Annotated in this window: 10 protein-coding genes; 2 read left to right on the forward strand and 8 right to left on the reverse strand. The window is 38.2% G+C overall.

Going from position 1 to position 20,711, the window contains the following annotated elements; all coding sequences use genetic code 11:
- Positions 1-75: 75 nt before the first annotated feature.
- The 8 genes from GQR87_RS07695 to GQR87_RS07725 all read right to left on the reverse strand — a co-directional run bounded on the left by GQR87_RS07695 (position 76) and on the right by GQR87_RS07725 (position 16,397).
- The gene (locus tag GQR87_RS07695; protein WP_158968099.1) at positions 76-1,035 is read right to left on the reverse strand and encodes a sugar-binding transcriptional regulator; all 960 of its coding nucleotides are present in this window, start codon (positions 1,033-1,035) and stop codon (positions 76-78) included.
- Between the two features lie 744 nt (positions 1,036-1,779).
- Positions 1,780-5,535, reverse strand: coding sequence for a choice-of-anchor U domain-containing protein (locus GQR87_RS07700; protein WP_158968101.1), 3,756 nt, complete (start codon positions 5,533-5,535; stop codon positions 1,780-1,782).
- A gap of 120 nt (positions 5,536-5,655) precedes the next feature.
- Positions 5,656-6,300 carry an outer membrane beta-barrel protein gene (locus GQR87_RS07705; RefSeq protein WP_158968103.1) on the reverse strand — a complete coding sequence of 215 codons (645 nt, stop codon included), beginning with the start codon at positions 6,298-6,300 and terminating at the stop codon, positions 5,656-5,658.
- The gene (locus tag GQR87_RS07710; protein WP_158968105.1) at positions 6,300-9,926 is read right to left on the reverse strand and encodes a hypothetical protein; all 3,627 of its coding nucleotides are present in this window, start codon (positions 9,924-9,926) and stop codon (positions 6,300-6,302) included. Before GQR87_RS07710 ends, GQR87_RS07705 begins: the two co-directional genes overlap by 1 nt.
- A gap of 83 nt (positions 9,927-10,009) precedes the next feature.
- Positions 10,010-13,315, reverse strand: a complete 3,306-nt coding sequence (locus GQR87_RS07715; protein ID WP_158968107.1) for a TonB-dependent receptor — start codon at positions 13,313-13,315, stop codon at positions 10,010-10,012.
- Between the two features lie 638 nt (positions 13,316-13,953).
- Positions 13,954-14,586: a hypothetical protein gene (locus tag GQR87_RS07720; RefSeq protein WP_158968109.1), complete on the reverse strand. Its 633-nt coding sequence runs from the start codon at positions 14,584-14,586 to the stop codon at positions 13,954-13,956.
- The gene (locus GQR87_RS22535) at positions 14,555-14,686 is read right to left on the reverse strand and encodes a hypothetical protein (protein ID WP_255456465.1); all 132 of its coding nucleotides are present in this window, start codon (positions 14,684-14,686) and stop codon (positions 14,555-14,557) included. Before GQR87_RS22535 ends, GQR87_RS07720 begins: the two co-directional genes overlap by 32 nt.
- Positions 14,664-16,397, reverse strand: coding sequence for a hypothetical protein (locus GQR87_RS07725; protein ID WP_158968111.1), 1,734 nt, complete (start codon positions 16,395-16,397; stop codon positions 14,664-14,666). Before GQR87_RS07725 ends, GQR87_RS22535 begins: the two co-directional genes overlap by 23 nt.
- Before the next feature lie 439 nt (positions 16,398-16,836).
- Between GQR87_RS07725 and GQR87_RS07730 the strand changes: the two genes are divergently transcribed.
- Both GQR87_RS07730 and GQR87_RS07735 read left to right on the forward strand, forming a co-directional pair.
- On the forward strand, positions 16,837-18,222 hold the full coding sequence (locus tag GQR87_RS07730; RefSeq protein WP_158968113.1) for a sulfatase-like hydrolase/transferase: 1,386 nt from the start codon (positions 16,837-16,839) through the stop codon (positions 18,220-18,222).
- Positions 18,223-18,696: 474 nt separating this feature from the next.
- A complete protein-coding gene (locus GQR87_RS07735; RefSeq protein WP_158968115.1) occupies positions 18,697-20,556 on the forward strand; it encodes an alpha-L-fucosidase in 1,860 nt (619 codons plus the stop codon).
- Positions 20,557-20,711 lie beyond the last annotated feature (155 nt).

Below are 20,711 nucleotides of genomic sequence, written 5' to 3' on the forward strand. Positions count from 1 at the left end.
TAGAGTTAGGGTTTGATAATTAACAATTTTAAATAATTTTTAAAATTGCACCCTAAAACTTGGCAAAATTATTTGTTAACCCAATTTTAGTATGCACTTAGCGGTATATTCGTTAGTAATCAACGAATTAATTAATTTACCTTTAAGTGCAGCATGAATTGCTTGAACTTTTTCTAAACCAGCAGCAATCCCGTAAACAGGTTTCGTGCTATTTATAGTTAACGGCGCACTGACAACACGTTCATTGGCCATATTCGTTAGTAGTTGACCATTTTTGTCATATAACCAACTAATAATCTCTCCTTGAGCTCCATCCTTTTTCACGGCATTTAACTCAGTATGGTTAATAAAACCATCCACTAATAAAGGGGAGTTTTCGCTCATTTGGCCTATGCCTACAAAGATTGCATCGGCTTGTTCAATTAAACTAAAAATGCTTTTAACGGGTTTTAAATTGAGCAAAATATGCTTTTCAGCAACACTTGAAGCTACTACAGGAAGAGGCATGGGATAGTGTTTGGCATTTATACGGTTAGCCATGGTGACAACAATATCAAAGGCAGAAGCTGAGCCATCCGCCATCATATTGCCTAACAAGGAAACAATTTTGTGTTGTTGACATTGCATTGAAGGTAACTCATCTATGCAGGCCTTTAATGCTCTACCAGTACCAAAAGCTAATGTTTGTGGTACTTCTGATTTTAAATAACGTTCAATTAATGCTGCTCCACACTGGGCTAAACCATGATTAGAGTCTACTGAGGAAGGATCGCTTGGCACTATTTCGCAATCTATTAAGTTGAACTTGTTTTTTAACTGTTGTGCTAATTCCATACATTGAGTAATAGGATGGTCTAAGCGTACTTTAATGAGTTCTTCACTCACAGCAAGGGCCACTAAACGTTGCGCGGATTGGCGTGACACATCCAATTTTTGTGCTATTTCATCTTGTGTGTTTTCGGCGACATAATACAGCCAAGCCGCACGAGCTGCGTCTTCTAAGCGTTTTAATTCTGTATTTGACTTGTTATACACAAGGATACCCTTTTAAATTGTAATCTAGTTTTTATTCATTTTATTAAGCATTACCAATATTACTTTGTGGGCTTATGCTCATCTGGTGGGCATTTTCTCAGCTGTTTGTTGTGATGTCAATATTTAGCTTGGTTTTTTTAAACATAAAAGAAACAAAATAGTAACAATGCCTAATGGTTTGATTATTTCTAAATATTGAACTTTGGATAAGAAGTGTCGTTTTTATATGAATTTCATTTATGATTCAGTAGCTTACTGATATTCACTCGGTTAATTTGACGTTAATACTTAACCTGAGTTCTGGATAAGAAGTATCGTTTAAGCTAAATTTATCACTAAAATTCAATAATTTAATAACATTTTCCCGAATCACCTCACCTAAATTCTTACTCGGTGACGAAATTTTTGTGTATAGCAAGGCGGATTGTCGTCCGTAATAGCGGGCTATTGCTAGAAAATCCTACGCAACTAGGCGCAAAAAGAGCGTTATCGAGAGACGCGGCTTACCCAGAATTCAGGTTACTTACTCGGTGACAACATTTTTGTGTATAGCAAGGCGGTTTTTCGTACGTAATAGCGGGATATTGCTAGAAAATCCTACGCAACTAGGCGCAAAAAGAGCGTTATCGAGAGATGCGGCTTACCCAGAATTCAGGTCGTAAAGAATAGGGCGCAATAAAAAAGCCAGTACATTAATGTACTGGCTTTATTCAAACTTCGTCAAACGAAGGTCTTAACTATAGGCTATTTACGTTTACGACGAATCGCAAATAAACCACCTAATGCAAGCATAAACCAACCAAATGAGCCAACTTTGCGCTCTATTTCATATTCTGGTTTTAAATTTTCAATCGTCACTTTTACAGTAAACTCTTCACTCACTACCGTATCTTGACCATCATTAACCGTAACCATAAATGTTAAGTCAGTTGGTTCCGTAACAACTGGAGCGGTAAATTGACCAGTGCTGGCATCAATCACTTCAGCATTAGGACCTGTAACCTGCTCCCAAATAACAGTGATATCATCATTTTCTGCATCTTCAATATGAGCAAGTAGAGTAAAGGTGTCGCCACTATTTACTGCATGAGTGCTAACAGTTACTACAGGCGGAGTATTAACGGTTTGAGTTACTAATACACCTGGGTCAACAATAGTACCGTTCGCTAGGCCATCACCGTCATTTAAGCCGCCATCTTCAATGGTTAACTGAATACAGTTATCATTTTCTGTTAATCCTTGCGTATAACTTGCTGAATTAGGTATAGGACAATTACCTGAATCATCTTTCATTGCAGACTTAAGCATATTATTCGCGTCCTCAACAAAGTTAAACCAACCGTTGATATCTGTGTATTTACGATATACAGCCCCTTCAGGAATAACAGTGCTGCCAGTTAGTGGTACTACAACCGATACAGGATCACCTACTTGTTGTAAACCATTGACTTTGAAATCAATGATGTCTGATATTGCCGTATAATGTAAATCAGCTTCAAGTTCACCGGCATCAATTGCTGCTAAACCACTAGTAAATCGGTTTTCATGGGCAATTCCACCAAGAGACAATGATAAACCTGCTGATACTTGTAATGGAGCCTCGTCAGCAACAATGCCTAATATTGTAGAATCATTTATTGTCGTATCACTTTCTGCGTAATCAGGAACTCCATTTTCATTAGTATCCGGGATAAGACTACTTTGAATACCATTAACATCAATAACTATGGATTTTTCGGTAGTAAAAGGCGCAACTGAATGATTTTCAACAACACTGACTTCCAAGTTAAATTTTCCAGTAAGGAAGCTATTACCAGTACCCAAAAGGTTATTAGGAAGGTTACTAGGATCGAATATAAAGGTATTTGAAAGATTACAGCCAGCAACAGGTTCTGCTTCTGGGTCTATCACTTCATTCGGGTCAACATATTCTACTAATGCACCATCCATTGAAGTAAAGGTCACGCAATGCGTATCACTCATATTAACATCATAGATATTAGCGGTTACTTTAACTAATGGGGCATATGCTTCACGTACAACCGTCTCAATACCGTCTACAACTTCAACAACCGCATTGCCAGCATTACCTGCAACCAGACTAACATTTTCATAGGTTCCAGCATCATTTAACTGACTAACAGACAGAGTAACAACAGGCGCAACATTACCACTGATAACTTGGGCCGTTGATGTGGTACCAGCTGGAACAGATGCATTAATCGCGTCTGTAATTTCAATTGAAATACTTTCACCCGTTTGTGTTCTTTCTTCTACCGGCACACTACTTAAATCGTAATTGATTACCGTAATATCACCTTCATCAAAAGAAGCGGTGAGTGGCGCTGATGTAATACCCGTATTGCTAGGTGTTACTGTATAGTTAAGTACCACAGGGTAAGCAGGTGCGGTACCTTTTAAATTAATGGGTACTGATAATATACCATCGGTTTCTACAACTAAATTAGTCGCTACTTGTACAACTGGGTTCACGTATACCGTAATGAAAAAAGGCAATGTCTCTTCATTACCAGCACTATCGGTAGATGTTAATTGAATGGTGTTTACACCTGATACCAATTGAGTGTTTGTGCCTAAAGCAAAACCAACACTCGTTGCACCCTCTCGGAAATCTGAAGCAGTAATATTGGCATTAACAAAATCAGCGAGTATTGCGGGAGTCAGCTCTGAAGTGAATCCCGTCGCGTTAAGCACTAACACAGGATTATCTTCGCCTTCCGCTACATTGAACATTATTGTCGGTCCAGTCACGTCATTAGGGTCATCTGGCGTTGGATCTGAATTATCGCCGTAACCATCCTCATCGCGATCAGCCCATTCAGTCGGATCATCAGGAAAAACATCATGGATATCAGTTACCCTATCACCATCTCTATCTGACAGGAATTCTACTGTCACCGCAATATCAACACTGGTTGATTCACTATTAGCTGTTGCTGTAACAGTAAGGTTATACACCGTATTATTTTCTTCGGCAGGTGCCTTAAGCATCAATTGGTCGGTATCGCTATCAACGGTAAATAATGCTGCAGCACTGCCGGCAGCCTCACCCGTTAGATCATCAGTAATAGTATAAGTAATTACATCACCATCTGTATCTCTACCGGTTAAACTACCAACAGACAACAGTTGCGCATCATTAATTGTATAGGCTAATGATTCACCACTTGGAATACGAGCTAATCGCATAACGGTTGGGGTGCCTTCATTGAAAACAACGACCGGAAGGTCATTTCCATCAATGGCTAAATCGACCGTATTAAAACCAGCTGATGGTGCATCTAAACCTGTTACCCCAACATAGTTATTGTTGAGTCGAGTTGCATCACCAGTTTCTGTATCAACTTTAGCGACAATAAAGTCTTTTGTATCGGTTACCGATGGGTCACTGAAGGCAAAAAACATATTGTTATTATTATCAAATACAGGACGGCTAAGAGATTGAACTTCGAGATTGGGTATAACATCAGTATTGCCGGCAGTATTTTGAATATTAGGAGTTACCGTTAACTTATCTAATAGTTTTTCGGCAAGAATTCCACCTTCAGCAATACCTGAAGTATCATTCAATGCAGACACTTTGTATATATAAGTATTCCACATCCAACTTTCATTACCAGAGTATAGTATGTAAATAGTGCCATCATTATCAATGGCAATTTTTGCATTCTCTGCCCGCATGACTCTGTCGCCATTATGCAATTTATAGGATTGCCAAACACCGTCAGCATCAGGTGTATAAACATAGGAAAAATGGTTGCTCGCACGATAAACAGCATAAGGTTTGTCATCAGCACTTATGACAATATCTGCTGTAGAATCGGTTCGCTCATAATTAGCTGTATTAACATCTCTTGTATCGAGAACTGTTTGTGTTTCGTCAGCCCAAGTGTCTGTTGTGGTGTCATATGAGTTAATATGAAACTTTCCAAGAACGGAAGCCGTTGTTGTTGTATAAGCCACGTACACTTTACCCTGACTATCAATACTTGCCTGTATACGGCGTAACTCTTGAGCGGCATCTATATCTGTCACTATTGATGTCGACATAGTATTCGCAGAAGTAGTCCAGCTAGCACCATTATCAGTACTTGTGGCAACTTTAACCACACCGCCTTGGTTGTAAACAGTTACTAAACCATTCTCAATCGCAGGGTTAACTAATACGGTAGGGTAACCATTAGCCGCGTTAGAGCCCACGTCAAGTGCTTGGGACGTCACCACACCGTCTTCATATTTTGTGTACCTAGGCACGCTGTCAATGTCTGATGTAAACCCTAAATGTACATTATTACTATTATCAATATCTAATAACATCGAGCTTGATGCACTGTCGTGCGTAGTAAATAACAACTCAAAGTCAGTACCGCCGGTACTACTTTCAAGGAAATAGGGTAGAGCTGCATGCGCCATACCTAGAGGTGACAACAATAATAATGCCGCCACTTTATTATATTTGAATGGGAATTTAGTTTTCATAATTATTCCTAATTATCTTTGGTAAACATGGCCTTTAACATTATCTTTCGTGGCCATCTGAATTTATATCGAAGGTAAAAGCTAAATAGATAACTTATTTAGCTTAGTGTTTGGGCTTAATTAAAAATGATAGCCCAAACGCACTCCAACCCAATTTGTGCCAACTTTATCAATTTCATAATGACGTGCATGAAGTCCTACACGATAATCATTGAATTTATAATCAAGACCCGCACTCATAAAATACTGCATAGAATGGTCTGTAATTTCATAAGTGACAAATTCAAGTTCTACCTCAGATGTTGACTCTAAATATAAAATACCAGCATCGACAGAAGCGGAAACTGCAGACGTTAAATCAAGACTATAGACAAGTGAAAATGTATTACCATCTCCGTATCTAGGTGCGGATTGGGCTATTTCATCAATTAATTCAACGCCATGACCAGTCAAACTAGTCACATCAAATGTGGTGTCTCCAAAATCTAAATAGCCTGCGGTAACGGCCCAATTTTCATTGAATTCATAACCCAATTCAAAAATATAACCTGTTGAGTCTTGTTTAAAATCTACCGTTGCTATTTCATGACCCGCAGCCGTTAAATGTTCCACAGCACGCTCTTCAGCGTTACTACTTACCACCTGTCCTACACTTAATTGCACAAACCAAGGATAATAATTTTTCTTTTTTGGGGCTTTTTTTGCGGCTAAAGCCGGTGTTGCTACCAATAAACTCAGTGCAATAGTACTTAATAATAATTTCATTATGCTTTCCTCTTATAAACACGAACCAACAGCGTTAAGGCAAATAAAGCTAATAAATTGCCCAATGAGCCAGCACTAGATGTTTGTTTATAATTTTCTTCATGTATAGCATGAACTAAAAGAGTCACTTGACCTTCAACCTCAACCAGTTCACCGTCATCAAATTGGCCATCAGAGACTGTAAATGTAATAGTCACCTCACCATCATCTGGTGTAGTTAAGTCAGCAACAATTTCATCAATAATAACGAGTTTGTCAGCGCGTGGAGAAATAACCACTATGTTTGGATTACTTAAAGGAAGGCCAGTTACTGCATCAACAACCATGCCTGCATCGTCAATAGTAGGGCTTATAAAAGCACCATTATCATCTAATATTAACTCACCAGTAATGTCTACAGCATATCCATCAGCATCAACGCTTACAGAATCAGCAGAGTTAAGAACCTCTAAATTAACCACTTCATCTGGTCTATATAATGTAATCAACGCATCTTCTGCTGCAATATCCGTAGGTCGCGCTTCTAACTCAGTAAGAGGGATGTGAGGTGCATAAATAAAACCATTAGCAACCGGTGTTAATATACCCTTACCGGTATGTGAATATTTATCTTCAGCTGTAAGCAAGTACACTTCATCGCCGTATTGTTCAGTGTCAAGATCATAAATTTGAGATAGCACTTCAACCAATACAGGTTCTAGGCCATCAGTTTCAGGCCCTTGTAAAGCTTCAACAATAGGCGGAGCATTTACATGGGTAACAGTAACGTGGTGAGTGACTTCTTTATATTCACCATCATAACCTTCGGCAACACTCGTAAATATATAAGGTTCATTACTTTCATATTCAAAACCTGGGGTAGCACGAATGACTCCTGTAGCTGTATCAAGTTTTAAGAAATTAGGTAATGCTTCACCTGCCACTGTTTTAATATAAAACCTTTTAACAGCAATAGTAGAGTCAGCAGTAGGGATAAAGTTTGGGAATCCCGCATTTTCAGAAATGATAGTGGTGATAGTGTTATTATTCACATTATAACGAAGGTCACTTTCAAAATCCCAAACCATAGGAATGTTTATCACTTCGATAGTGAATGGTAATGCAGCAGGCTCAACTTCATCATAACCATGGGCGTATACTACCCCTGAATATTGACCTACATTAATAAAGCTTGGTTTATACGTAAGTTGACCGTTTAATGCATTTAATTTAAGCCATGGAAGGTTACCATCATCCATCTCATAGCTATAATACTCAACGGCAACAGCTGAGTCAGGTTTTATACTATAGGTAGATCCTTCATCTGCAATTAAGTTGTAATCCGCAGTAATATCTCTTTCTACATTGACAACATTAATCGTCATCTGAACCACAGCAGATTCAGTATCTGCTGTGGTTGTTGCAGTGTCAGAGGCTGTTACTGTAAATTGGTACACTCCAGGAGAATTAATCCCTGCAGCCGCTGTAAATGTAGTTCTGCCACTAAAACTTGCCGTTACATTAGTCGGGTCTGAATCATTTACATCAAAATTAAGACCATCTGGAAGATTTCCGTCAATTTCAATATGTCGAGTTTTACTTTGAATAAAATCAAACAGTAACTCTTCGTTTTCATTCATGGTGACAGTACAGGTGTTTTCATCTTCATCACCATCTGGCTCACAGTTATAAGCGACAAAAGCAAACTCCCTTGCTGCTACCACATCTGGATCAGGACTTGACTTAAAAGAAACTTTTACTGTGGCATAATCAGGTACTGTTACCCCATTTTCTTGTTTGGTATGAGACGTTTCATCAGCCTGTTTGGCATAAACATCTAGTAAGAAGTATGGGTATCTAAAATTTGCACCGTCCGGTAAAACTGCATCATTTAGGGTAATAACGCCATCTTCTAAGGCGATAGGGTCGAAGAAATCATAATGCGCACCATTTACATTCCAGACTAATTCAACATCTGGTGTAACCGCTGGACCAAAAATATCTTCATAGCTTACTTGAAGCTTAAGCTCACCTGCTTCGAACTCTTTCTCAGTCACTGATAAATGGATCAGATTGTTAGAGTTTTCTACCTCTGCTACTAAAAATCGAGAATGTTTATCACCTGATTCGTCTCTATATAATAGATAAGGTCTATCATTATAACCTAGCGCTAAACTTAAAAAGTCAGGGTCTACCTCACCTGAAGAAGAAGTTGTCTCATTCGTATCAAAAATGATAGGTACCCATGCTTTCACCAATTCACCATCGACGAACTGATCACGTATGGTTACCACTTCTAAAGGAGACGTTCCTCTATTAAAATTATGAAATGACAAATAAGGAATGTCATTGCTACCCACTTCTAGATCAACATACTTAGGAGCATAAACATTCGCTCCGCTGTAATCGGGATTTAGACCGTCTAATCGCGTGCTTAAAATATCAAACGGCGATTTCCACTCCAGTACGGCGCCACCAACAGCTTCTTCAAATGGGTCGAAAGTTATAACATTTAAATAATTTTGTCGTGTCATAGTCGCGACATAAATTTTTCCTGATGCAGATATCTCAATATCACTGGTAGGGCTAGCCACCCACGCTCTTGCGGTATTAGAACCCATACCTGTCATTGTTGACCTAAGCTGATCTGGATCACCTACATCGGTCCATGTATTATCTGCCTCCAGTTTTTGCACCACAAAGGGTACTGAACCATTTCCTGCAACACCGACATATGTTTGTGCGGCTAAATATAATTCATCACTAGGTGATATCGCTATTGAGGCTCCAGTATGGTACTGATTCTGACGTTGTGAGGTAAGAGTGGTTATAGGTCCTCCGACTTTAAACCAAGAACTAGCGCCGGCTGATAATTTTACTAACCTAGTAGTAGAGTTTGTAAACCAAGCAGCATTAGTGCCATCACCCACCTTAGTTAAAAGTGTAAATATATTACCCTTCGAATCAACTTCAATATCTATGTAATCAGCACCAATATTAAAGATATCAATATTCTGCAAAGCCACTGATGGCATAGCCACCCAAGAAGAAATGCCATCGGCAACGACTAGTTTTAATACTCTTAAGTTGTTCTCTGATTCGCCTGCAGTTCGATCTTCTGCCGCTTTAACGTCAATATAAGCTAAATATACATTACCATCTTTACCGGTAGTCAGCTGTATTGACGGTAAGTTAGTTGTCCAAGGTGTTGCGCCATCAGCAGTCACTGCAGATACGCCAAATGCAGCGTCACCATAAATAACGGGGGCAACCTCGCCACTGGCATCACTTACCGCGGGAACCCAGCGATTGTTAACAAACTTTAGTACGTAAATATTATTATCATCATTAGCGCTAGATAAATAAGCACTATAAGGTACGCCATGACTATCTATTGTTAGAGTTTGTTGAGTCGCTTGGCCAGCTGAAGCATGACCCGTTAAATCAAACTCACCTTCCAACACTATGTCAGAATCGTCAGCATCAGTTCTTACTTCGCTAAAATGACTACCAGCCTTAAGATAATGATCCGTTAATTGGGCATTATTTAATATTACAGGTGCTTTTGCATTAGCAGCACCTATGAAGGTGGCGCATATACATGCGGCTATCATTACTTTTTTATTCAAAGCTAAATGTGTCAACATTTCTAGCTCCTTATTTTATAATAGAGTTAAACTTTGCTTTACAATATTCATCTGTAAAGCACAGCTACAAGACTTAAATTTTATTAAAAGGTAGCATCAATGGTTAAGCGTGCGGTTCTACCATTAAATTGATAGTTAGATATTCTATTTTTGTAGCCATCACCGTCTAACCCTGAACCATCACTGATAGCCATGTTGTATTTATAATTAGATTCATCAGTTAAATTAGTCACTTGCAAGCCAACTTTTAAATACTTACTGATATTATATCGTCCAGAAAAATCAATTTGCCCATAAGCTTCGGTATAGCTGCTGTCGCCAAGTGCAGTAATGGCATCACTTAAAGAATCTGTACGGTAGTTGTAACTTAGTCGCGCTGAGTGGCCGTATTTTTCCCAATAAACAGAGGCGTTTACCGTATGTTTGGATGTGCCTTCAAAAGCAAACGTATCTTTAAAGGCGACACCATTAGCATCATTGCCTTCATAAATGGCTGATGAGTCGGTATAGGTATAATTCGTATTGACACCTAAGCCTGACCAATCGTCTGGTAAAAAGTGAAAGTTTTGGCTATATGCGGCTTCTAGACCGGTTATTTTCGCACTCTCGCCATTAACATCCTGCTGTAAGTAATAAGGGTTAACTTCTCTGTTCTCAGTGACTAGAATCCCATCTTCATTCAACTCTGTATAATCCGCGAACACTGCGTCACCATTGGCATCGATTAAAAAGTCATTGATCAATTTTTTCTGTTTATATATGAAGTTAGAGATATCTTTATGGAATAGGCCTGCTGACAGTATCGCGCCTTTATCAAAGTACCACTCAAGTGTTAAATCAAGTTGTACAGACGTGATAGGTTTTAACTCTGGATTACCCTGGTATACGGTTTGAGTTCCTGTAGCAACACGTCGTTTAGGGTCAATTTGATGTGATCTGGCTCTACTCATAGCTTTGCCAATAGAAAAACGTGTTATAAGCTCTTCACTGAGCAAATACTTCAAGTTTAGTGAAGGTAAAACGGTGGTGTAATCATGTGTCTGTGTTTCATGGACATAATTTAATAAACATGCCTCTCTATCATAAGTTACGCCATTCTGACATTCCGCTGCGGTAGCAGTTTCACCGTTATGAACATCGGTGCCAATTTTTGTATTTACCACCCTTAAACCAAAATCACCGATTAAAAAACCATCTAGTGCATCCACATTAATTTGAGTATAAATAGCAGAATAGGTTTCATCAAAAATAGTACTGCCACTTGGGTTTAACGTGCCTCTCATTTGGTCCGCATTGGTTATCTGCGGATAGCTGCCATCAAGATTGTTTACTGGTATAGCGTAAAATCTATTATATTCGTCAATAACCGATTTATTGATGATCTCATAATTAGCATAAGCCCATCCTGTTACTGGTGCCTGCAGAGGTAAACCACTTCCTGAACCTGTTTGACCTAAGAAGTTATCTACTGGAAAGTCAACAGATGCACCCGCTGAATCAAGGAAGATAGTATTAAAACCAGTGACACCAACATTAAGCGCATCAGTATATGTCTGTGTACTCTTGTCGGTATAATAAAAACCGAACTCAACTGATGCAAAATTTTCAGAATCAAGTAAATATTCTACATCGAGTTGGGCACTACTATTTATCGCTTCTAATTCCCGTTGATTTTGATAGGAAGTTACAACGGACATATGGTCATTATTTAACGTGATGTAATTATAGTTATTGCGAATATCATCAGGGTCAAGTCCTACTGTAGAACCGTCAAGATCAGCTACAAGCCCTGCAACACCAGTTGCTGGATGAACACCTGTATGTAGTGCTAATTCAGTACCGCCATTAGTGGTATGCCCATAAACATATTCAGGAAGTCTGGGATCATGAGTCGCGTCCCAACCCATAGTTTGAGATGAGGAACGTATTACAAGACGGTTGTAGGCTAATTGTTCTTGCTTATCAATTGATAAGCCAAGTCTGCCAGAGAGAACCCAAAGTTCATCTTCATATTCAAAACCAATATTAGTTGTTAGGTTATCGGTTTCTAAAGAACTTGATGACATGATCATTTGTCGGATACCTATAAGATCCATAGCACGGGTAGCCGTACCATTTTCATCAAAGTCTACCCCAGTGTACTGACCGTCTATGCCCGGAGTAACGACCGCCACTCCGTTTGTATCAGTCACAGTCGTTTGCAAAGGGTCGTAACTCATATTTAAACGCATAAGTGAACGTTCACTGTCATTGATTAAATTATTGTATACACCGTTTGCATAAAATGATAAATCATCATTAGGTTTATACTGTAAATTTAAGCTAACATTCTTACGCTTTTTTGTAGTTTCAGTATAACTATATTGAAATTGATCAGGCATATACACAGTTTGCGTTGAATTACGCAAGCTATTAAAGTCTACATCTTCTACAAGTGTTTCATTGCCATCATATAAAAGACCGTTAGCCTGGTCATATCCGTATAAAGGTTTGCTTGGGTCCGGTGTATTTATATCTGCGGAGTTTGGATCTTGAGTTAAGCCCTCCTGCATATAGGCCCAACCGTTATAATTGTGAGTTACATCCTTTGGTCTCCAGCCAGTACTGTTAACACTGTCAGTTCGGCCACGGGTTATTTCACTTGTCGCACCAAATCCTACCCCAAACTTATTATCAAAAAACTGTCCGACGTAACCCATTTTAAATGATGGATTTATATTTTCTGATAATTCGTTATAACTTTCTTTAACTCCCGCGGTAAACCGAGTGCGTTTACTATCAAGCGGTTGTCTACTTCTTAAATTAACTCGACCACCTAAACTACCTTCAACCGTACTCGCTTGAGGCGTTTTAATGACTTCAATTCGGGAGAGCATATCCGCTGACATTGTATCGAAGCTTACGCCAGAATTAACCGCATCAGGTTCAGCTGGATCATATGATCCGACTCCTGACATGGTTTGACCATTCATAGAAACTTGGTTCATGGATGGACCCAAACCACGGATACTAATGGTGGTACCTTCGCCGCCGTCACGGTCAATTGAAATACCTGTCATACGTTGCATGGCTTCTGCTACGTTAGCATCGGCCATTTTTCCCATGTCCTCAGCAATAAGTGTATCAACTACACCACTGGCATAACGTTTAGTATCCAGTGCTTTTTGAACAGAACCTGCATAGCCAATTACTTCTATCTGTTCAATGTTATCTTCGAGTTTTTTTTGCTTGGCTCTTCTTTCTACTGCAGTTAAAGATTCTTGCGCCTTTTCGGCAGTAACCCCAGTGTTACTTGTTTCTTCTTGTGCATATCCACTTTGCGCAAACATTAGTATCATCGCCTGCGCACAGGCTATTACTAGCTGTTTTTTACGAGGTAGTTGTTTCATTGTGCCTCCTAGGTGTGTGTAATATATTTACCGGTTTGTTCGGTATTTTTAATCTGTAGTGTATTTTTATAGTTTATTGTACTCAAAGGTACTTAATGTTAACTCTATTGTAAAGACGAATTTACAAAGGGTTCACATATTTGTTTACATATTTTTTGTAAAAAAATTGAGCAGTTTATTGGTTTTGTGTTTAATTCTTTATGAAGCTAAGTCATCTAAACATCTGTGAAAGGCCATTGAATAGCATGTTCTCTTTGTTTTTATTACTATTTTAAAGAGGGGAGAGTGATTAATAGAACAAGGTTTACTCTATTTGGGGCATAAAAATAATAGATTGATTTTATAGATAGATAATTTTATGTGACTTGTTATATGTAATGATATTGACTGATTAGTTGTATGTAAAAATCTAAATTTGCATGTGATATCATGTATATTTTACTCTGTTTGATTCAACTCAAAAATTAGTAAGCGGGACAAAATTAGTTGTCATCTCTACAAAATATGCCTATGTAAAGCTTGCCCGAAAGCAATATTCTAGAAGGTTTTCTTTGGATTTGAGTAGCAAAACACATTTATGTATCTAAAAAAGCCATGTAGATTTTATTCTATATGGCTTTCTATCACGCTTGTCTTAGCTACCTCGGTAATAACTTAAAACGACGTATCTGTTTGTGATCAGCTAATGAGCGTAGGCTTAATATACTATTCCAAGTATTACGCTGTGGTTGCCAGTTCCACTGTCCTTCGATCTCTTGATAGTAGCGTTTCCCTAATGGTACGTAGCGTGAATCTATTTCTTCGACCCAGTAAACCTTGCTTGGCTGAGGTGATCCTGTAATTTTAATTGGATACCAACCTTGGCCGCCTGAAACGCTAAAACCTTGTAAGGCGTCGGCGTAAGATAACTGAGGGAGGGTTGACAGCACTTTGCTGCCATCGGCTTTGGTGATAGTCACTTGGTTATTAACCGCTTCATTGATGGTTAAGGCTTGAATACCATTTTTACCACTAATAATTTTCTTAATAGTGGTGTCGTTTCCAAGGTAATAATCAGCACTTGCTGGTAAGGCCAGCACTTCAATCGTGGCATTGATAATATCACCAGGCATCAACTTCACTATTTTAGGGTCTATGCCTAATTCAATATTTACATTATCTGCTTTGTTGTTATCTCCAACTTTGTAGGAATGTAACCAAGCGTTATTCAGTTTTTTACCAGCAATTGTGGCGCTAAAGTCACGATATTGCAGCACGATTACCATAACCATTACGTAAACTTTTAGGGTTTAGTTCTGCAGGTAATAAGGCCCAAGGGGCATTACCAAGCCAAGGTGTGGATACTGACTTAGTTTTTTGGGGACTTTGCAATGCCGTTAACTCTTGTGCGTTTTTCTGTCAGTGAATCACCTTGACCGTATTTCACTGACAATGAATGGCCTGATGCATAATAATCATTACCAAATTGAAATAATGCCAAACGAGAAATATCGAAGGGTTTCAGCACTTCAAATTCAAGTTTGATATAAGCTCGATTTAAATCATCGCTACGTGGAATGATAAAAGTACTGCGTAATTTTGCTGAGTCATCTGAAGTGATTTCTTCGATAGATACTTCAGATAAAATAGGGCCTAAGGAATGAAATTCTGTTCTGGCTTGTTTCCATGGAATATAACGTCCATTTCTATCATGTAATAAACCCGTATCACCGCCACCAACATTACTAGTCCAGTTATAACCATCATCATCTTTTTTGTTGTTCATGCCCTTTTGAAATAAGGGCCTGATATCAGTAATCATTGAACGACGTAAAGCACGCCCAGGTTGAAAACAAAAGTGTTCACTCCAGTTGCCTAAAGCGGCTTCTAACCAAAAACCATTACCGCCCCAACCAACTAAACTCAGTTGTGCCACCGATGCCGCTGGTACCCCATTCCAATTGGCATGCACTATTTCATAGGTATAAGTGTTATTACTCTTTGCCGGAACTTTTAAACTAAGGGATGTGTGGCTCCAACCTCCATCATTTGTTAAGCGTGGACGACCTTTACGAATGTGCCAGTTTTTGCTTACTTGAATTGGCCAGCCAGTTTGAATGCCATTATTATCACGTAAAATAGGCACAAATCCTGTTTGGGAATGTCTAGGATGTATAAATCGTAAATTAACGGTTTGTTCCTCGGCACTATCATTAGCTAAAGAAAAACTATTAGTGGTTGTTTTATCTAATACTTCAGGTGAGGTTTTACTTTGGGCTCTTGTTTTTTCTATTTCTGGTAGTTGAATTTCCCATGCGTTACTTGTCGGTTCAAAGGTTGCGGTTGCGTGATCCGAGGATATTTTGATATTGGTAACGGGGGAAGGTTGTAAATTAAACCATTGTACTTTTTGATTTGCCGTTAAATGATAAGACATTGTTAATGTATAAGCTTGGTTATCAAAATTTGTGACGGCAGTATTTATATCTTTGTCATTATTTTTCCACACTGGTTTGATAGAGGTAATATTAATGTTCTTGGTTGGGTTCAAGCTTAAAGATATGGATCCAGAATTGTGCCAAGCTTTCCAATCAAGATGCCCTTCTATATTAATAATCTGTTCGACATTATTATCTGGTACTAGAGAAAATTCATGAAATGATATGTATTGATACCAATTGCCGGTTTCAATAAAGCGAATAGGGAAGGCATGATCCAACTCAGGAGGTAACTGTAGTTTTAATGAATATGTTTTGTCGTTTGTTGTTAACACCTGAAATGATAACGCCTCAAATTTATTCTGCTTGGTAGTACTAAAGTGAAACTCCATTTCGATAGGGTTTACTTCAACTTGATGTTGTCCTGCTTGCCAAACCAGTATGGTTTTGTCTTGGTTGAAGCCTCTTAAGTGCTTATCTTCAGGGCGATTAACAGTTAAAACGGGTACACCATTTTTCCACATCAAGGAAGCAGGGTAACCACTATTATCTGGCGTACTGAGTTGTTGAGAAACATTTTTTTGTTGAGTGCTAATGGTACTTTGCTGTGCGCTATTACAAGCAATCAGTATGAACGACAAAAAAGGTAAGAACAGTAATTTCATTGAGTATCTCAGAGTCATGTAGTGAAATTTATGAAAGTATAAGTTAAATATAATTAAACATGTGATTTATTCGGTAAATTATATGTAAATTTATTTTTATCTTCTTTGGGAATTTAGTTGCCATATTTTTGTTGGGTTGTATCGGTTTTTAATTCAAGTTTATTTGGCGTTCAACGTAAGAAGCCTGATTAAATTAATTTTTAATATGACTTATTATATCTAAAAGAATCTTTTGTTTTTTGTTTTTGGCTGTCAGAAATAGTATATGAATGATATTATTAAAGGTTAATAATCTATATATTGAATAATTGAACTTGCTAAGCACAGAGCGAGTAAAGAATACGATTTAGAGGTCATAGCCTAAATGCACAATGGTCATTATGGCTTTGGCCATATCACAGATTTTACAGAACGATAATTAATCAAGGTCACACTCAATATGAAATCATATTTAGCTAACTTTATAAGCTTTTTAAAAGCTCCATTTATGTTGTATCTAGCTGGATTATTACTATTTACCCAAGGTTTACAAGCTAACGAGCAATCTAAAAGAGAGCAACCTAATATTATTTTTATATTTGCTGATGATTGGGGGATGGGAGACTTAGCTTCACATGGTCATCCTTATATAAAAACGCCAACCCTTGATCAGTTAGCGAAACAAGGTACTGATTTTATGCAGTTCACCGTTAACTCTCCAGTTTGCTCACCCAGTCGCACGGCAGTTATGACAGGTAAATATCCAGCACGTAATCAAGTACATCAGCATTTTGCCTCTGAAGAACTTAATAAACAGCATGATATGCCTGATTGGCTGCCTGCTGATCTTGTGATGATGCCAAGAATATTGCAACAAGCAGGTTATAAAACTGCACACTATGGCAAATGGCATTTAAGTGGCGGTGGTTTAAGTCATGCTCCAAAAGTAAATGATTATGGCTATGACGATTCAGCCGTATGGGTAGGGCCAACTCCTGATTATAAAGGGGTAAAGCCAGCTTTATTGACGACATCAGCAGTAAATAAATCCATTGGATTCATCGAAAGAAATAGAACATCTCCGTTTTTTATTAACTTATGGATCCATGAATCACATGCTCCAATCAAGCCAACTATAGAAATGAAAGCGCGTTACCCTGAAACACCTGAACCATATAAATCATACTACGCAGTGATCACTGAAGCTGATAAACAAATCGGCCGATTATTACAACGTTTAAAAGAGCTTAAACTTGATGAAAATACCTTAATCATATTTTCCAGCGATAATGGTCCAGAACTGCCAAAACCTGATACAAATAGTAAACTATATAATTCAAGAGGCAGTTCTGGTGGATTACGTGGTCAAAAACGAAGTTTAATGCAAGGTGGGGTAAATGTACCTTTTATCGTGCGTTGGCCGGGTAAAACGCCTGCTAATACTATTGATCATACATCGGTGATCACTGCGGTGGATCTGTTACCTACTTTTACTGCTATTGCAAAAGCCAAGTTACCGGCAGGCTTCGAAAGTGATGGAGAAGATGTAACCTTAGCGTTAACAGGAGGAAATTTTAAACGAGCAAAACCAGTATTTTGGGATTGGCGTGGATTCTCTAATCCAGCTCGAGATCATTGGGCGCAATTAGGGATGCGTCGAGGTGATTGGAAACTATTAGCTGATTCATCAGGTAAACGAATTGAATTGTTTAATATTGCTAGAAACCGTTTTCAACAAAACGATTTAAAAGGTGAGCATCCTGAGATAGCAAAAACGATGAAAGCTGAATTGATGAGGTGGCAAAAAGAACTGCCTGTAAGTCCTTATTATAATAATAAACGCTAAAATAGTAGCAACTAAAAATGCAAGTTCAAAACGTTAGCAACTGAGATGTTCTTGCATTTATTGCACAAGTTATATTTGATTTCCTATAAAGTATAAATCCACATAAATATACTGTTCGTAGCAAAATAGACTTTATTCATTTTGAGTAATCGGTGTGTATCTATATTTAATTTAGATGTCAGTGTTATTGAGATTAATTTTCATTACATCTTGTCTCTGTGAACATTAATTTTATTTTTTTGGTTATTTATCTATGAACTTTCTAGCAAAATTTCCAGTATCTTTAGCGATATAGATTTATATTAATTATTAATTATTTGTTGCAAGTGTGTATTTTTATGTATATAAAAGCACTAATTTGTTGCATGTATGTATTCGTTAAACCTGTAGGTTGAGCTTAACCCTTTTATGCTTTTATTTTTGAAGATGAATATATATTTGCCATTCTAGCTTTTAATTGATTGGGAAAACTTAATGAAAAAATTAGCAATAGCCATTACCGCTGCACTACTGAGTTCAAGTGTTTTAGCTGCTGACAAAGCAGATAAATCTATGGATGATCTGTGGGGAGATAACAGTGTTATTCAAAAACAGATCTCTGGTGAGCGTGGTGCATGGTTTAAAGAAGATAAGTACTCCATGTTTGTTCATTGGGGGTTGTATTCAATGACAGGCGGTGAATGGAACGGTAAAACTTATTACGGTATTGCTGAGTGGTTAATGAGTCCACACATGGCTGATATTCCTAAAGAAGAATATAAAAAATTAGCAGCGAAGTTCAATCCAACAGATTTTGATGCCAAAGCTTGGGTTAAGCTAGCCGTTGATTCGGGCATGAAAAATATTGTTATTACCGCTAAACATCATGATGGTTTTGCCATGTATGACTCGGCAGCGAGTGATTATGATGTAATTGACGCATCACCATACAAACGTGATCCCATGAAAGAGCTGGCAGAAGAATGTCAAAAAGCGGGTATTGGTTTAGGTTTTTATTATTCACAAAACCAAGATTGGTACGAACAAGGTAGTGCTAGAACAAGCTGGACTGCAGAAGATCAAACTAATTCTTTTGAAGACTATTTTAATAATAAAGTTGTGCCCCAAGTGACTGAATTATTAAGCAACTATGGGCCTATCTCCACAGTATGGTTTGATACTCCTGGACAAATGTCTAAAGCACACTCTATGCGCTTAGTTGAGTTAACTCAACAGTTACAACCTAATGCCTTAATTAACAGCCGTATTGGTAACGGAGTAGGGGATTTTAAAACATTAGGTGATCATCACATTTCTGATATCAACCATACAGGTTTATGGGAAACAATCGACACAACTAACAGTTCTTGGTCATATGCTTGGTATGACGAAAACTGGAAAACCAGTAAAAAAATCGTTGAAAGCCTTATTACTACTGTGGGGCGTGGTGGTAGCTACATGTTAAATGTGGGCCCAGACGGGCAAGGTAACATTCCTCAGAAAGCCCAACAAAATTTATTAGCTGCCGGTGAGTGGGTAAAAGAAAATGGTGTCGCTATTTATGGTGCTGATGCATCACCATGGGGGCGTATCCAGCCTTGGGGTGATATTTCTGTTAAGGGCAACAAACTATATTTACATGTCACAGAATGGCCTAAAGAAGATGAAATTTATCTATCAGGTTTAAAAAATAATGTTGTGTCTGTTGAATTGTTAAACCCTATTGAAACTGGATTCTTTGACGGTTTGTTTGGTGATGATAACGGCGTGAGCTATGAAAAGTCGAATTCCGGCTGGACAGTGTTTAACTTGCCTAAAGACCAACCTAAAGAATTGTCTACTACCATAGTGGTCGAATTAGACGGCGAACCGCAAGTTGATGACACAATTGGTATTGACCCGATTCAAAGCACTTATTTGAGCTCAGTATTTTCTAAATGTAATTCAGGCTGTAAAAACGGCCAATCTCGTTGGATGGAAAAGTTTGGTGAGTGGAAATACGCTGAAAATATTATGAATTGGGACAATACAGGTAAGGCAACTTGGTCTGTAGATGTGGCAAAGGCCGGAGAGTATATATTAGACGTTGAATATTCGGCAGATGATACTGTTGATTTTAGTGAATGGTATTTCACTATAGGTGGTAAAGATTACGCCATGCAAGCTATTGATTCAGGGAATCGCCATAACTCAAAACGTCAAATGGGCGGCCGTACGTTATTGCGTTTCCATACTGCCACCTTAGCATTAGTTGACATGCCCGCTGGTAAACAAGAAATAGTTGTTCGACCTAAATCTGAAGTGACTGGCGGTGGGATTCTATTACGTTCTATTAGTTTTAGACCTGTAAAATAAGATTTGTTTTAGCGGATTATAAATGTATGGCTGTCATGGCGCTGTTAGGTAGTGTAAATGTCCACAGTTGTGTCGGCCATACTCATTTATATAGATCAAGCACAGCTATATCATCATGTTGATTTTTGGGTGCTAACTACTGCAATGGCGTTTTG

It is taken from the genome of Paraglaciecola sp. L3A3 (assembly GCF_009796765.1).
Lineage (GTDB): Bacteria > Pseudomonadota > Gammaproteobacteria > Enterobacterales > Alteromonadaceae > Paraglaciecola.

Bases quoted from the DNA above. Each gene is read 5' to 3' on its own strand.
- GQR87_RS07700 (WP_158968101.1), bottom strand. From the start codon at position 5,535: ATGAAAACTAAATTCCCATTCAAATATAATAAAGTGGCGGCATTATTA.
- GQR87_RS07705 (WP_158968103.1), bottom strand. From the start codon at position 6,300: ATGAAATTATTATTAAGTACTATTGCACTGAGTTTATTGGTAGCAACA.
- GQR87_RS07710 (WP_158968105.1), bottom strand. From the start codon at position 9,926: ATGTTGACACATTTAGCTTTGAATAAAAAAGTAATGATAGCCGCATGT.
- GQR87_RS07715 (WP_158968107.1), bottom strand. From the start codon at position 13,315: ATGAAACAACTACCTCGTAAAAAACAGCTAGTAATAGCCTGTGCGCAG.
- GQR87_RS07720 (WP_158968109.1), bottom strand. From the start codon at position 14,586: ATGGTTATGGTAATCGTGCTGCAATATCGTGACTTTAGCGCCACAATT.
- GQR87_RS07725 (WP_158968111.1), bottom strand. From the start codon at position 16,397: ATGAAATTACTGTTCTTACCTTTTTTGTCGTTCATACTGATTGCTTGT.
- GQR87_RS07730 (WP_158968113.1), top strand. From the start codon at position 16,837: ATGAAATCATATTTAGCTAACTTTATAAGCTTTTTAAAAGCTCCATTT.
- GQR87_RS07735 (WP_158968115.1), top strand. From the start codon at position 18,697: ATGAAAAAATTAGCAATAGCCATTACCGCTGCACTACTGAGTTCAAGT.